Below are 14,894 nucleotides of genomic sequence, written 5' to 3' on the forward strand. Positions count from 1 at the left end.
GTGCATTGTTAGCAGATTTTTCCCCGGGTGCCAGTATTGCCGGGCCGACAACTGGCCTGCTGCTATCACCGCAAGCCGGACGCGCTGGGTATAATGCGCCGCTTTCAGCCAGCGCCGCATTGACCACAAGCGCTCTACAGCGCCCGCCCGCGGCCTTTGTATTCACAATTTGTCAGGTGGTTTTATGGACAGCATCAACAGCCGCATCGCCGAGGAACTCGGTGTCCGCCCACAACAGGTCGAAGCGGCCGTGGCTCTACTTGATGAAGGTTCGACGGTGCCTTTTATCGCCCGTTACCGGAAAGAAGTCACCGGTAGCCTGGATGACACCCAGCTGCGCCACCTGGAAGAGCGCCTGCGTTACCTGCGCGAGCTGGACGAACGGCGTGTCAGCATCCTTGCCAGCATCGAAGAGCAAGGCAAGCTGACCCCGGAACTGGCCCGCGAAATCAAACTGGCCGACACTAAAACCCGCCTCGAAGACCTGTACCTGCCGTACAAGCAAAAGCGCCGCACCAAGGGCCAGATCGCCCTGGAAGCCGGCCTCGGCGAGCTGGCCGACGGCCTGCTGAACGACCCGCAACTGAGCCCTGAAACCGAAGCCGCACGTTTCGTCGACGCCGAAAAGGGCGTGGCCGATGTCAAAGCTGCCCTCGAAGGCGCCAAGTACATCCTCATGGAGCGCTTTGCCGAAGACGCCAGCCTGCTCGACAAGCTGCGCAGCTTTCTCAAGCAGGAAGCAGTGCTCAGCGCCCGCCTGGTGGCCGGCAAAGAAGAGGAAGGGGCGAAGTTCCGTGACTACTTCGAGCACGACGAAGTGCTCAAGAGCGTACCGTCGCACCGCGCCCTGGCGATTTTCCGCGGCCGCAACGAAGGCGTGCTGTCCGCTTCGCTGAAAGTCGGTGAAGAACTGCCGGGTACCCTGCACCCGTGCGAAATGATGATCGCCGAGCGTTTCGGCCTGCAAAATCAGAACCGTCCTGCCGACAAATGGCTGGCCGAAGTGGTGCGCTGGACCTGGAAGGTCAAGCTCTACAGCCACCTGGAAACCGACCTGTTCGGCGAACTGCGCGACAACGCCGAAGGCGAGGCGATCAACGTCTTCGCCCACAACCTGCACGATCTGCTGCTGGCTGCCCCGGCCGGTCCGCGCGCCACCCTGGGCCTCGACCCGGGCCTGCGCACCGGTTGCAAGGTCGCCGTGGTCGATGCCACCGGCAAGCTGCTGGACACCGCCACCGTCTACCCGCACGTACCAAAAAACCAGTGGGACCAGACCATCGCCGTGCTCGCCGCGCTGTGCGCCAAGCACTCGGTCGAGCTGATCGCCATCGGTAACGGCACCGCCAGCCGCGAAACCGACAAGCTCGCCGCCGAGCTGATCAAAAAATATCCAGCCCTGAAAATGACCAAGGTCATGGTCTCCGAAGCCGGCGCTTCGGTGTACTCGGCCTCGGAGCTGGCGGCCAAGGAGTTCCCGGACCTCGACGTGTCGATCCGTGGCGCCGTGTCGATCGCCCGCCGCCTGCAAGACCCGCTGGCGGAACTGGTGAAGATCGAGCCGAAATCCATCGGTGTCGGCCAATACCAGCACGACGTCTCGCAGTTGAAACTGGCCCGTGGCCTGGATGCGGTGGTCGAGGACTGCGTGAACGCCGTCGGCGTCGACGTCAACACCGCGTCGGTGGCGCTGCTGGCGCGCATCTCCGGCCTCAACAGCACCCTGGCACAGAACATCGTCGCCCACCGCGACGCCAACGGCGCCTTCAAGACCCGCGCCGCACTGAAAAAAGTCAGCCGCCTGGGCGAAAAAACCTTCGAACAGGCCGCAGGCTTCCTGCGCGTCATGAACGGCGACAACCCGCTGGACGCCTCGGCCGTGCACCCGGAAGCCTACCCGCTGGTGCAGCGCATCGCCGCCGAGACCGACCGCGACATCCGTTCGCTGATCGGCGACAGCGGCTTCCTCAAGCGCCTGGACCCAAAGAAATTCACCGACGAAACCTTCGGCCTGCCGACGGTCACCGACATCCTCCAGGAACTGGACAAACCCGGCCGCGACCCACGCCCGGAGTTCAAGACCGCCGAGTTCCAGGAAGGCGTCGAAGACCTCAAGGACCTGCAACTGGGGATGATCCTCGAAGGCGTGGTGACCAACGTCACCAACTTCGGTGCCTTCGTCGACATCGGCGTGCACCAGGATGGCCTGGTGCACATCTCGGCACTGTCGGAGAAGTTCATCAAGGACCCGCGTGAAGCGGTCAAGGCCGGTGACGTGGTCAAGGTCAAGGTCATGGAAGTCGACATCCCGCGCAAACGCGTCGGCCTGTCGATGCGCATGAGCGACACCCCGGGCGAGAAGATCGACGGCGCCCGTGGCAGCCGCCCGGGCTCGGCCCCGCGCCAGCAGAGTGCCCCGGCCCGCGCCAAGGAAACCCCGGCACCGGCCAACAACGCCATGGCCTCGCTGTTCGCCAACGCCAAGCAGCTGAAGAAGAAGTGATGACAGCTCCCGACGACGTCGTCTTCAGCGCCTTCAGCCAGTTGCTCGGCTGCCGGCTGCAACGCCTGGAAAACGGCGTTGCAGAAGTAGCAATGGCCCTGGAGCCGCACCTGCGTAACCGGGGCGGCAAGCTGCATGGCGGGGCGATCTTCAGCCTGGTCGACACCACCATGGGCCTGGCCTGTTCCAGCTCCCATGGTTTCGACCAGCAGAGCGTGACCCTCGAATGCAAGATCAACTACCTGCGTGCGGTCAGCGAAGGTGAAGTGCTGTGCGTCTCACGGGTGCTGCATGCCGGGCGGCGCACGCTGGTGGTCGACGCCGATGTACTCCAGGGCGACAAACTGGTGGCAAAAGCGCAGGGGACTTTCGTCGTCCTCTAGCCGCAAATGGCCAAACTGCGGTACTTTCGGCAGAGCGCAGGCGCTGCCGAAAGCCGGCCAAAACCAGGCGACAACGCCAGTTCCTCTGTCCACCCTTGTAGACCGTCATCTCTACCCCCATATTGGGGCGACTGACGCGTGAAGGAATCCATCTTGAGCGAACTTCTCAACCGCCGCCTGAGCCTGCTCGGCCAAGGCGACAACCTCTCCCTGCTCAAGCAGTGCCTGCACGGCATCGAGCGTGAATGCCTGCGTGTGACCGAGGAAGGTCGTCTGGCCCAGACTCCGCACCCCGAAGCCCTGGGTGCGGCGTTGACCCATGAGCAGATCACCACGGACTACTCGGAGTCGCTGCTGGAGTTCATCACCCCAGCCCTGGCGGACCCGGCGCAGACCCTCGAAAGCCTGGAGAACATCCACCGCTTCGCTTATACCAAGCTTGGCAACGAGTTCCTCTGGAGCCCGTCGATGCCCTGCCCGCTGCCGGCCGAGGAAGACATTCCGATCGCCTGGTACGGCACCTCCAACATCGGTCAGCTCAAGTACGTCTACCGCAAGGGCCTGGCCCTGCGCTACGGCCGCACCATGCAGTGCATCGCCGGGATTCACTACAATTTCTCGCTGCCAGAAAAACTCTGGCCGCTGCTGCGCGCCGCGGAAAACAGTACGGTGGAAGATCGCGACTATCAGTCGTCGGCCTACATCGCCCTGATCCGCAACTTCCGTCGCTACAGCTGGCTGCTGATGTACCTGTTCGGCGCCTCGCCGGCCCTGGATGCCGGCTTCTTGCGTGGTCGCCCGCACCAGCTCGAACAGTTCGACGCCGACACCCTGTACCTGCCCTACGCCACCAGCCTGCGCATGAGCGACCTGGGATACCAGAGCAACGCCCAGGCCGGCCTGACGCCGTGCTACAACAACCTCGCCAGCTACACCGACAGCCTGCGCAAGGCGGTAGCCACGCCCTACGCACCCTATGTCGAGATCGGTACGCACAAGGATGGCGAGTGGGTTCAGCTGAACACCAACATCCTGCAGATCGAAAACGAGTACTACTCCAACATTCGCCCCAAGCGCGTCACCTACAGCGGTGAGCGGCCGATCCAGGCGCTGATGGCCCGTGGCATTCAGTACGTCGAAGTGCGCTGCCTGGACATCAACCCGTTCCTGCCCACCGGTATCGACCTGCCGGAAGCGCGTTTCCTCGACGCCTTCCTGCTGTTCTGCGCCCTGGAGGACAGCCCGCTGCTGGGCAACCAGGAATGCGGCAACTGCACAAGCAACTTCCTCAGCGTGGTCAAGGAAGGTCGCCGCCCGGGCCTGCAACTGCAGCGTGACGGCCAGCCGGTTGAACTCAAGCAGTGGGCCAATGAATTGCTCGAGCGCATCGCGCCACTGGCCGAACTGCTTGACCGCAGCCAGGGCAGCGACGAACACGCCAAGGCCCTGCAGGCGCAGAAAGCCAAGGTCAGCGACCCTTCCCTGACGCCATCGGCGCAGGTGCTGGCGAGCATGACCGAGCACAAGGAAAGCTTCAGCCGCTTCGCCTTGCGCCAAAGCCAGGCCCATGCCGAATTCTTCCGCGCCCAGGCCCTGCCGGCCGAGCAGCAGCAAGGTTTCGAAAGCGCAGCGCGTGAGTCCCTGGAAGCCCAGGCCAAACTTGAGCGTGAAGAAGACAAGGCTGATTTCGACCTGTTCGTCAGCGCTTACCAGGCGAGCATCCTGGCGATCAGCAACTGACATGACCCGCACCGTTACCCCGCGCAAACCCCGGGCCCGCAGCCAGGCGAGGATCGATTCGATCCTCGAGGCGGCGCGCACGCTGCTGGCCAGCGAAGGGGTGGCCAGCCTGTCGATTTACAGCGTCGCCGAGCGCGCGCAGATTCCGCCGTCGTCGGTGTATCACTTCTTCGCCAGTGTCCCGGCGCTGCTTGAAGCACTCACCGCCGACGTGCACGGCGCCTTTCGCGCCTGCCTTGAAGCACCGATTGATTCAGCGGCGTTGAACACCTGGCACGACCTGTCGCGCCTGGTCGAGCAGCGCATGCTGGTGATCTACAACGAAGACGCCGCAGCGCGGCAGTTGATCCTGGCCCAGCATGGTCTGAGCGAAGTGACCCAGGCTGACCGCCAGCACGACATCGAGCTGGGCGACCTGATGCACAGGCTGTTCGCCGCGCATTTCCAGTTGCCGGTGTTGCCGGAAGATGTCGATGTGTTTGCCCTGGCCATGGAGCTGGGCGACCGGGTGTATGCCCGTTCGGTGCAGCTGCATGGGCAGATTACGCCGCGCATGGCCGAGGAAGGGATGCGGGTGTTTGATGCGTATCTGGGCTTGTACCTACCGCCCTTCTTGCCGAAACGCTGATGGCCCTATCGCCGGCAACGCCGGCTCCCACAGTGTTGTGGGAGCCGGCGTTGCCGGCGATGCAAGGCGCAGCCTTGCCAATTCACTCAGAGTTTGGCGATCGACACTTCAGTCGACTTCACAAAGGCAATCACCTCGCTGCCAATAGTCAGTTCCAGCTCACGCACTGAACGGGTGGTGATCACCGAGGTGACGATACCCGAGGCGGTCTGCACGTCGATTTCCGACAATACCGGGCCTTCAAGGATTTCCTTGACGGTGCCTTTGAACTGGTTGCGTACGTTGATCGCTTTGATAGTCATCTGCTTGGTTCCTTACAGGTCAGAGAGCCCAACGCAATTGCGTCGGCAAAGGTGCGACAGGTTCCGGCTCGGGCGGTGTGCCCGGAATTGACAGAACCCGGTTGAGAACTTCGGTTTCCAGTGCGGCCAGACGGTGTGAGCCGCGTACCCGCGGGCGTGGCAGGTCGACGATAAGGTCCAGGCCCACCTCGCCGTCTTCGATGAGAATCACCCGGTCGGCCACCGCCACCGCCTCGCTGACGTCGTGGGTAACCAGCAACACGGTGAAGCCGTGCTGGAGCCACAGCCGTTCGATCAACTGCTGCATCTCGATCCGGGTCAGGGCATCCAATGCCCCTAGCGGCTCGTCGAGCAGCAACAGCCGTGGCTGGTGAATCAGTGCCCGGGCCAGGGCCACGCGCTGCTTCTGTCCGCCCGACAAGGCCGCCGGCCATTCATTGGCACGCTCGGCCAGCCCGACTGCTTCCAGCGCTTCCAGCGCCCGTGGCCGCCAGTTGCCCGAGAGGCCCAGGCCAACGTTGTCGATAACCTTCTTCCACGGCAGCAAGCGTGCTTCCTGGAACATCAGGCGGGTGTCTTCCTGGGCTTCACGCAGCGGCGCGGAACCCGCCAGCAGCTCGCCGCCGCTGGATTGGTCGAGGCCGGCGAGCAAGCGCAGCAAAGTGCTCTTGCCGCAACCACTGCGCCCGACAATGGCAACGAACTGCCCGGCCGGAATGTGCAGGTCGATATCGCGCAGCACCTGGCGCTGGCCGAAGGTCTTCTGCAGGTTCTGCGCCGCCAGCGGAATCCCGCGCAGCAGCCGTGGTGGTGGATCCTTGAGGATGGTCATGCGCCCTCTCCCCTGCTCGCTTGATAGGCCGGATGCCAGCGCAGCCAGACCCGCTCAAGGCCGCGTGCGGCCAGATCGGCAAGCTTGCCGAGCACGGCATAGAGAACGATGGCCAGGACCACCACATCGGTCTGCAGGAACTCGCGGGCGTTCATTGCCAGGTAGCCGATGCCGGCGTTGGCCGAAATGGTTTCAGCTACGATCAGAGTCAGCCACATGAAGCCCAGGGCAAAGCGCACGCCGACCAGGACCGATGGCAAGGCGCCCGGCAGGATCACCTGGCGAAACAGCTCGAAGCCGGACAACCCATAGCTGCGGGCCATTTCCACCAGGGCCGGGTCAACGTTGCGGATGCCGTGGTAGGTGTTCAGGTAGATCGGGAACAGAGTGCCCAGGGCCACCAGGAAAATCTTCGCCGACTCATCGATACCGAACCACAGGATCACCAGCGGAATCAGCGCCAGGTGCGGCACGTTGCGGATCATCTGCACCGAACTGTCGAGCAGGCGTTCGCCCCATTTCGACAGGCCGGTGATAAAGCCCAGCGCCAGGCCGATGGCTCCGCCAATCACAAAGCCGACGGCGGCGCGCCAGCCACTGATTGCCAGGTGGGTCCAGATCTCGCCGCTGCGCACCAGCTCGACGCCAGCGCTCAACACCGCGCTCGGCGCCGGCAAAATCCGCGTCGACAGCCAGCCGACGCTGACTGCCAATTGCCAGACCGCCAACAACAGCAACGGCAGCGCCCAGGGTGCCAGGCGTTGCTGCCAGGGAGTAGATTTACGACTCATGGCCCGACCCTCAGCGCTGCGCCGAGGATTTGGGCAGGATGTCGTTGGCGACCATCTCGCCGAACGGGCTTACGTAGCCACCGCTTTGCGGCAGTTGCGGACGCTCCACATCCAGGTGCGGGAACAACAGCTCTGCAACCCGGTACGACTCTTCCAGGTGTGGGTAACCGGAGAAAATGAAGGTATCGATGCCCAATGCTGCGTACTCCTTGACCCGCTCGGCCACGGTCGGGCCGTCGCCGACCAGCGCCGTACCGGCACCGCCACGCACCAGGCCGACACCGGCCCAGAGGTTGGGGCTGACTTCGAGGTTGTCGCGGTTGCCGCCATGCAGCGCGGCCATGCGTTGCTGGCCGACCGAATCGAAGCGTGCCAGCGAGGCCTGGGCGCGGGCGATGGTGTCGTCGTCCAGGTGCGAGATCAGGCGCTCGGCGGCCTGCCAGGCTTCGGCGTTGGTCTCACGCACGATCACGTGCAGGCGGATACCGAAACGTACGCTACGGCCTTGCTTGGCGGCCTTGGCACGCACCTGCTCGATCTTCTCGGCAACCGCGGCGGGTGGCTCGCCCCAGGTCAGGTATAGCTCGACCTGTTCGGCCGCCAGGTCCTGCGCGGCCTCCGAAGAGCCACCAAAGTACAGCGGCGGACGCGGCTGTTGGATCGGCGGATAGAGCAGCTTGGCGCCTTTGACCTGGATGTGCTGGCCGTCGTAGTCGACGGTTTCGCCTTCCAGCACCCGGCGCCAGATGCGGGTGAACTCCACCGAGGCCTGGTAGCGCTCTTCGTGACTGAGGAACAGACCGTCGCCGGACAGCTCCTCCGGATCACCACCGGTGACCAGGTTGAACAAGGCACGGCCACCGGAAAGACGATCCAGGGTTGCCGCCTGACGCGCCGCCACGGTCGGCGAGATGATCCCCGGGCGCAGCGCGACCAGGAACTTCAGGCGCTGGGTCACCGGGATCAGCGACGCGGCAACCAGCCAGGAGTCCTCGCAGGAACGCCCGGTAGGAATCAGCACACCGCCAAAGCCGAGGCGGTCGGCCGCCTGGGCAATCTGCTGCAGGTAACCATGATCGACGGCGCGCGCGCCCTCGGCGGTGCCAAGGTAATGGCCGTCGCCATGGGTCGGAAGAAACCAGAATACGTTGAGGCTCATTGGAGTTGTCTCCTAGGGGTGGCGCAGACCGGGGCGGCGCCCCGGCGCGGGCAAATCGTCAAGGGGCGCTGGCGACCTTGGCCGGCGGGGTCCAGATCACGTCCTTGATGCTCAAGGGCTTGGGAATCAGCTTGAGCGTCTTGAAGGTGTCGGCGATCTTCTGCTGGGCGGCGATGACTTCCGGGGTCAGGAAGGCCGCGCCGTAGCCCTGGCGCTTGACCGAGGTCAGGGTGATGTCAGCCGGCAAGCCGAGCAGCGGCGCGACCTGGTCGGTGACCTCCTGCGGGTTGGCCTTGGACCACTCGCCCACCGCACGCACCTCATCGACCAGCGCGCTGATCACTTCAGGGTGCTTTTGCGCATAAGGCTTGGTCGCCAGGTAGAACTGGTGGTTGTCGACGATGCCCTGGCCATCGCGCAGGGTGCGCGCCTGCAGCTGTTGCTCGGCAGCCGCCTGGTACGGGTCCCAGATCACCCAGGCATCGACGCTGCCACGCTCGAAGGCGGCGCGGGCATCGGCGGGCGGCAGGAACACCGGCTGGATGTCGCTGTACTTGAGGCCAGCGTCTTCCAGGGCGCGGACCAGCAGGTAGTGAACGTTGGAGCCTTTGTTCAGCGCGACTTTCTTGCCCTTTAGCTCTTGCACCGACTGGATCGGCGAGCCCTTGGGCACCAGGATCGCTTCACTGTGCGGTGCCGGCGGCTCGTAGGCGACATACAGCAGGTCGGCGCCAGCGGCCTGGGCGAACACCGGCGGGGTTTCGCCGGTGACGCCGAAGTCGATCGAGCCGACGTTCAGGCCTTCGAGCAGTTGCGGGCCACCGGGGAATTCAGTCCATTGCACCTGCACGCCCTGGGCGGCAAGGCGTTTTTCCAGCGTGCCCTTGGCTTTGAGCAGCACCAGAGTGCCGTACTTCTGGTAACCGATACGCAGGCTTTCAGCCTGGGCTTGAGTAATGGCGCCGAAGGACACAGCCGCAGCAAACAGAGCGACCAGACCACGACGCAAAATGACAGTGCGCATAGCGCTCTCCTTTGCTGTTGGGGTTCAGGCTGCACCTGCTTGCCCGTTGGCGGGCGAGTAAGGTGGGAATTACAGGTAGCGGGTGGTACGCCTCAAATGCTCCAGCGAGCACTGAGCAGACGTTCATTCAACACACCGGGCGCGACCGGCTTGGGGCGACGGGCCAGGGCACGGTGGAACAGTTCCAGCGATTCGTGCAGACGCTGCTCCAGGGCCGGCGCCAGTTGCGCGGCGGCACTGCCTTCGCCGTAGGCGATCTGGCTGTCGTCGGCAAAGATCCCTTGCAGGGTTTCCTCGGCCTTGAGCGCCGACAGCACCGGCTTGAGCGCGTAGTCCACGGCGAGCATGTGGGCGATGCTGCCGCCGGTTGCGATTGGCAGTACCACCTTGTGGCTCAGGGCGCGCTCGGGCAGCAGGTCGAGCAGGGTTTTCAGCGCACCGGCAAACGAGGCCTTGTACACCGGGGTGGCAACCACCAGGCCGTCGGCCTGCTCCACCAGTTGCAGGAAGTGCTGCACCTTGGGGCTGTCAAAGCGGGCATGGAGCAAGTCTTCGGCCGGAAAATCCCGCACCTGGAAAGTCACCACTTCCACGCCCTGGCCTTGCAGCCACTGGCGGCTGCGCTCAAGCAGAACGCCGGAGCGCGAACGCAGACTGGGACTACCACCGAGAGAAACAACCAGCATTGGAGCGCATCCTTGATCGTGTTCTAGAGGGCCGCGAGTTAGAGTTCTCGCTGGAGTGGGGTGACCTTAACAGCTCGATACATATATCTATAAATCATATTTTTTCATTTGTTTATTCCTTGCAGAACTATATGAGCATCGCGGGGCAAGCCCGCGCCTACCGGCCCCAGGGGAATAAAAAAAGGGCCGTAAACGGCCCGAGTTCCCTGCTATGGCTAAAGATCAACGATTGGGTTGCGGGGTCAGGCGCAGGTACGGCTTGACCGCCCGGTAACCCTTGGGAAAGCGGCGTTTGATTTCATCTTCATCCTTGAGCGACGGCACGATCACCACCTCGTCACCGTCCTGCCAGTTGGCCGGAGTGGCAACCTTGTGGTTGTCAGTCAGTTGCAGCGAATCGATTACCCGCAAGATCTCGTGGAAGTTGCGCCCGGTGCTGGCCGGATAGGTGATGGTCAGGCGGATCTTCTTGTTCGGATCGATGACGAACAAGGAGCGCACCGTCAGGGTGTCGTTGGCATTGGGATGAATGAGGTCGTAGAGGTCGGAAACCTTGCGATCGGCATCAGCCAGGATCGGAAAGTTGACAGTGGTGTTCTGGGTTTCGTTGATGTCTTCGATCCAGCGGTGGTGCGAATCGACCGGGTCCACCGACAGGGCGATGGCCTTGACCCCGCGCTCGGCGAACTGCTCCTTGAGCTTGGCGGTGAAACCCAGTTCGGTGGTGCACACCGGAGTGAAGTCGGCCGGGTGGGAGAACAGCACGCCCCAGCTGTCGCCCAGCCATTCGTGAAAGCGGATCTTGCCGGCGCTGGAATCCTGTTCGAAGTCGGGGGCGATATCGCCGAGTCTGAGGCTCATGGTGCGGCTCCTTGGCTGGGTTCGTTATGGCTTCACTTTGCCTGCTTCCTGATGAAATTAAAAAGAATAAATATCAATTTATTTATAATCTTTACTTATATAAAGAGGCAGGTAAAAAAAAGCCTCGCACAGGGCGAGGCTTCTCGTTTCAACCGGACTTACATGAAGCTGTAAGTGTAGTTGAAGATCAGGCGGGTCTGATCCTGGTCGTCGATGCTCTGACCTTCACCACGGTAGCTACCATGGCGCAGGCTAGCGCCCAGACCTTTGAGGGTACCTTCCTGGATCACGTAGTCGACACGCGCATCGCGCTCCCACTCGTGGTAAGTACCGCCGCCCACAGGGTTCTTTACGTCGTCGCCACGCAGGTAGGCAACCGATGCTTTCAGGCCTGGAACGCCCAGGCGCGCGAAGTCATACGAGTACTGACCGAAGGTGGTGTTTTCACCTGCACGAGCAAACTGGTTGATCATGCTATCGGTGAACAGGTAGAAGCTGGCGCCAGCGGCGCCTTCATTGCGGCCATTGCCGTCAGTGACACTACCTTGGTTCAGCCAGACAAAGCCACCGTCATCACCGACTTGTTGATGACCCAGCATCAGCGCATGGCCACCCAGGGTGTAGGTGAACATGGCACTCCAAGTTTTGTTGTCGACCTCACCGGTATTTTTGGCATAGCCACCGTTGTTGTTGAAACGGTAGCCAACGTCACCGTTCTTGCCATCGCTGCTGCTATCGAAATAGCGCAGGTCGGTCTTGAACGACTGATCGTTGCCGATCGGGTAAACGTGAACCAGGCCCAGGAAGTGCTGCTTGTAGAAGTCTTCCAGGTTCGAGTAGTAGTACTGCAGGGTCAGGTCTTTGGTGACTTTCCAGTCGCCACCAGCGAACTGGAACTTGTTACTGTCCTCGGTGGCACCTGCAACAGACAGACCAGTACGGTTGCTCGATGCACGACCCATAGCATGAGTCAGCTGACCGGCGTTCAGCGTCAGGTTGTCGATTTCTTTCGACTGAATGGTGCCGCCTTCAAAGGTCTGTGGCAGCAGTCGGCCGTCGTTGGACACCAGGATTGGCAGGTTAGGCGCCAGGGCGCTACCAAAGTGAGCTTCAGTCTTGGAGAAACGGGCCTTGGCGTTACCACCAATGCGCGCCCACTGGCTGGAAGCCGAACCATCGGTATCGCTTGGGAAGAAGCTGCTGTTATCAGGGTGACGACCACGGCCGCCATCCAGGTGGATGCCCCACAGCGCCTGGACGTCAACGCCGAAACCTACGGTACCTTCGGTGAAACCCGACAAGTAGTCGAGCTTGAAGCCCTGACCGACTTCACGGTTGTCACCACCACGGTTGTTGGCCGGTGTGTGAACTTCGCGGTTGTCGTTATTGAAATACATGGTGCGGGAACTGAGCGACAGCTTGCTGTCTTCAACGAAACCGGCAGCACCCGCTTGCTGGGCCAGAACCCCAACGGCCACGGCAAGTGCCAAGGTGGACTTGTACATGTTTTGCTCCTCTACGTTCTAATTCTTGTGTGTCGCTTACGGCAGGATCTTGTGTCCCGCTCGACGTCGATTGGCGATTAGCACCAAAGGGTGACCGTCAAGTCAATCGTAACTATTCATTTCACTACTTTGGTCTAATGCACCAGCGGTGGGGGTGAAGGATAATGACAATCCTATAAATCCAAAAAGACTTATTTCTTAATTTTTCAGATTATTAAGGAATATCTCCCGCGATTTTTCTTCGCTGCCGTTATCGGCACATAAGCTAATTCCTAAAGGGTATTTGAAAGCGGTTTTTTAGATCGCTTAGCTTTGTCGAACCTTCCCCCTTCGACAAGGCAGCCCTCATGGCCAGACCATCATTGCGTTTCCTATCCGCCCTGGCCTTGACCAGCATCACTTTTGTCGCCCAGGCGGCTGACTTGACCATCGGCTACCAGACCGGCATCGACCCGAGCAAAGTGCCTCAGGCCGATGGCGCCTATGAGCAGGCCATTGGTGAAAAAATTGCCTGGCGCCGGTTCAACAGCGGCCCGGAAGTGGTCACCGCAATTGCCTCCGGCGACGTGCAGATCGGCAACCTGGGTTCCAGCCCGCTGGCCGCGGCCGCTTCGCGCAAGCTGCCGATCGTGGCCTTTATCGTCTCGGCGCAGATCAACGCCGCCGAAGCGTTGGTGGTGCGCAACGGCAGCGGTATCAACAGCCCCCGGGACCTGGTCGGCAAGACCATCGCCACACCGTTCGTGTCCACCTCGCACTACAGCCTGCTCGGCGCTCTCAAGCACTGGAACCTCGACACCCGCCAGGTCAAGGTGGTCAACCTGCAACCGGCGGAAATCGCCGCCGCCTGGAAGCGTGGCGACATCGACGGCGCCTTCGTCTGGTCGCCAGCCCTGGGCGAGATCCGCAAGACCGGCAAGACGCTTACCGATGCAGCAGAGGTGGGCGGTTGGGGTGCACCAACCTTCGAGGTATGGGTAGCGCGCAAGGATTTTGCCGAGAAGCATCCTGAGGTGGTGAGCAAGTTCGCCAAGGTCACCCTCGACTCTTTCGCCGACTACGCTGCCAACAAGGCGCAGTGGACGGCCGACTCGCTGGCGGTGCAGAAGATTGCCAAGCTGACCGGTGCCAATGCTGCGGATGTACCGGAGCTGCTCGCCGGTGCGGCGTTCCCCGATGCCCAGGCGCAGCCACAGTTACTGCAGAGCCAGACGCCCAAGGCGATTGCCCAGACCGCGCAGTTCCTCAAGGAGCAAGGCAAGGTTGAAGCGGTGTTGGCGGACTATGCGCCGTACGTGAGCGCCAAGTTTATTCAGTGAGATCGTATCGCGGGGCAAGCCCGCTCCCACAGGCACTGCGCTATGCCTGTGGGCGCCTTAAATCAATTGGCTCCTAAGCTAATGCTAAAAAGTTATTTATTTTAACTTTCTTAGATCATCTAGTCTTATCCCACACCAACACAATCGCCAGCCTGACAAGGAGTTAACCATGACCCTGCATGCTCCCCTGCGCCTGTTCGCCGCCCTGACCCTGGCCGGCACCAGCTGGTTTGCCCAGGCGGCTGACCTGACGGTGGCCTACCAGACCACCGTCGACCCGGCGAAAGTCGCCCAGGTCGATGGCACCTACGAAAAAACCAGCAAGGCCGACATCGACTGGCGCAAGTTCGACAGCGGCGCCGACGTGATTACCGCCGTGGCCTCGGGCGACGTGCAGATCGGCTACCTCGGCTCCAGCCCGCTGGCCGCGGCCGCGACCCGCAAGCTGCCGGTGGAAACCTTCCTGATCGCCACCCAGATCGGCGCTGCCGAAGCCCTGGTTGCCCGCGATGGCGCCGGCATCAACTCGCCACAGGACCTGATCGGCAAGAAGATTGCCGTGCCGTTCGTCTCCACCGGCCACTACAGCCTGCTGGCCGCACTCAAGCAATGGAACATCGACCCGGCCAAGGTCCAGATCCTCAAACTCGCGCCACCGGCAATCATCGCCGCCTGGAAGCGCGGTGACATCGACGCCACCTACGTCTGGGACCCTGCCCTGGGCGTAGCCAAGGAAAACGGCAAGGTGCTGATCACCTCCGGTGAGCTGGCCGAAAAAGGCGCGCCGACTTTCGATGCCTGGATCGTGCGCAAGGACTTCGCCGCCAAGCACCCGGAGATCGTCAAGGCCTTCGCCAAGGTCACCCTCGATGCCTACGCCGACTACCGCAAGGACCCGCAAGCGTGGCTGGCAAACCAGAGTAACGTCGACAAGCTGGTCAAGCTCTCCGGCGCCAAGGCGGCTGATATCCCTGGCCTGTTGCAAGGCAACGTGTTCCCGCTGGCCGCCGACCAGGTCGCAGCACTGGGCGCACCGACCACCCAGGCAATCACCGACACCGCCACCTTCCTCAAGGAGCAAGGCAAGGTCGAAGCGGTGCTGCCGGACTACGCGCCTTATGTCAGCGCCAAATTCATCGCCAACTGAGACTCGGAGCAGAC

General features: G+C 62.2%; 14 protein-coding genes. 6 read left to right on the forward strand and 8 right to left on the reverse strand.

The window, feature by feature from the left end; genetic code table 11:
* Positions 1-184 precede the first annotated feature (184 nt).
* The 4 genes from ABIE20_RS13160 to ABIE20_RS13175 all read left to right on the forward strand — a co-directional run bounded on the left by ABIE20_RS13160 (position 185) and on the right by ABIE20_RS13175 (position 5,254).
* The gene (locus ABIE20_RS13160; protein ID WP_258716024.1) at positions 185-2,503 is read left to right on the forward strand and encodes a Tex family protein; all 2,319 of its coding nucleotides are present in this window, start codon (positions 185-187) and stop codon (positions 2,501-2,503) included.
* Positions 2,503-2,886, forward strand: coding sequence for a PaaI family thioesterase (locus tag ABIE20_RS13165; RefSeq protein WP_429505461.1), 384 nt, complete (start codon positions 2,503-2,505; stop codon positions 2,884-2,886). The genes ABIE20_RS13160 and ABIE20_RS13165 overlap by 1 nt, the downstream gene beginning before the upstream one ends.
* Before the next feature lie 153 nt (positions 2,887-3,039).
* The gene (gshA, locus tag ABIE20_RS13170; protein WP_429505462.1) at positions 3,040-4,626 is read left to right on the forward strand and encodes a glutamate--cysteine ligase; all 1,587 of its coding nucleotides are present in this window, start codon (positions 3,040-3,042) and stop codon (positions 4,624-4,626) included.
* 1 nt (position 4,627) lies between these two features.
* A complete protein-coding gene (locus tag ABIE20_RS13175) occupies positions 4,628-5,254 on the forward strand; it encodes a TetR/AcrR family transcriptional regulator (protein WP_045201159.1) in 627 nt (208 codons plus the stop codon).
* 86 nt (positions 5,255-5,340) lie between these two features.
* On the opposite strand, the gene ABIE20_RS13180 is transcribed toward ABIE20_RS13175, so the two are convergent.
* The 8 genes from ABIE20_RS13180 to ABIE20_RS13215 form a co-directional block, all read right to left on the reverse strand.
* Positions 5,341-5,556 carry a TOBE domain-containing protein gene (locus tag ABIE20_RS13180; RefSeq protein WP_010221227.1) on the reverse strand — a complete coding sequence of 72 codons (216 nt, stop codon included), beginning with the start codon at positions 5,554-5,556 and terminating at the stop codon, positions 5,341-5,343.
* Between the two features lie 19 nt (positions 5,557-5,575).
* The gene (gene ssuB / locus ABIE20_RS13185; RefSeq protein WP_429505463.1) at positions 5,576-6,388 is read right to left on the reverse strand and encodes an aliphatic sulfonates ABC transporter ATP-binding protein; all 813 of its coding nucleotides are present in this window, start codon (positions 6,386-6,388) and stop codon (positions 5,576-5,578) included.
* Positions 6,385-7,179, reverse strand: a complete 795-nt coding sequence (gene ssuC, locus ABIE20_RS13190; protein ID WP_429505464.1) for an aliphatic sulfonate ABC transporter permease SsuC — start codon at positions 7,177-7,179, stop codon at positions 6,385-6,387. The genes ssuB and ssuC overlap by 4 nt, the downstream gene beginning before the upstream one ends.
* 10 nt (positions 7,180-7,189) lie before the next feature.
* Positions 7,190-8,338 carry an FMNH2-dependent alkanesulfonate monooxygenase gene (ssuD, locus tag ABIE20_RS13195; RefSeq protein ID WP_115084834.1) on the reverse strand — a complete coding sequence of 383 codons (1,149 nt, stop codon included), beginning with the start codon at positions 8,336-8,338 and terminating at the stop codon, positions 7,190-7,192.
* Positions 8,339-8,396: 58 nt separating this feature from the next.
* Positions 8,397-9,362, reverse strand: a complete 966-nt coding sequence (locus ABIE20_RS13200; RefSeq protein ID WP_429505465.1) for a sulfonate ABC transporter substrate-binding protein — start codon at positions 9,360-9,362, stop codon at positions 8,397-8,399.
* 92 nt (positions 9,363-9,454) lie between these two features.
* On the reverse strand, positions 9,455-10,048 hold the full coding sequence (ssuE, locus tag ABIE20_RS13205) for an NADPH-dependent FMN reductase (protein ID WP_038998182.1): 594 nt from the start codon (positions 10,046-10,048) through the stop codon (positions 9,455-9,457).
* Between the two features lie 222 nt (positions 10,049-10,270).
* Positions 10,271-10,909, reverse strand: coding sequence for a peroxiredoxin (locus ABIE20_RS13210; RefSeq protein WP_429505466.1), 639 nt, complete (start codon positions 10,907-10,909; stop codon positions 10,271-10,273).
* 158 nt (positions 10,910-11,067) lie between these two features.
* Positions 11,068-12,414 (reverse strand): OprD family porin, encoded by a 1,347-nt coding sequence (locus tag ABIE20_RS13215; protein WP_429505467.1) that lies wholly within the window; start codon positions 12,412-12,414, stop codon positions 11,068-11,070.
* 347 nt (positions 12,415-12,761) lie between these two features.
* On the opposite strand from ABIE20_RS13215, the gene tauA (ABIE20_RS13220) reads away from it, so the two are divergent.
* Both tauA (ABIE20_RS13220) and tauA (ABIE20_RS13225) read left to right on the forward strand, forming a co-directional pair.
* Positions 12,762-13,733, forward strand: coding sequence for a taurine ABC transporter substrate-binding protein (gene tauA / locus ABIE20_RS13220; protein ID WP_429505468.1), 972 nt, complete (start codon positions 12,762-12,764; stop codon positions 13,731-13,733).
* A gap of 169 nt (positions 13,734-13,902) precedes the next feature.
* A complete protein-coding gene (gene tauA / locus ABIE20_RS13225) occupies positions 13,903-14,880 on the forward strand; it encodes a taurine ABC transporter substrate-binding protein (protein ID WP_429505469.1) in 978 nt (325 codons plus the stop codon).
* Positions 14,881-14,894 lie beyond the last annotated feature (14 nt).

Source organism: Pseudomonas sp. 2835 (assembly GCF_050435905.1).
Lineage (GTDB): Bacteria > Pseudomonadota > Gammaproteobacteria > Pseudomonadales > Pseudomonadaceae > Aquipseudomonas.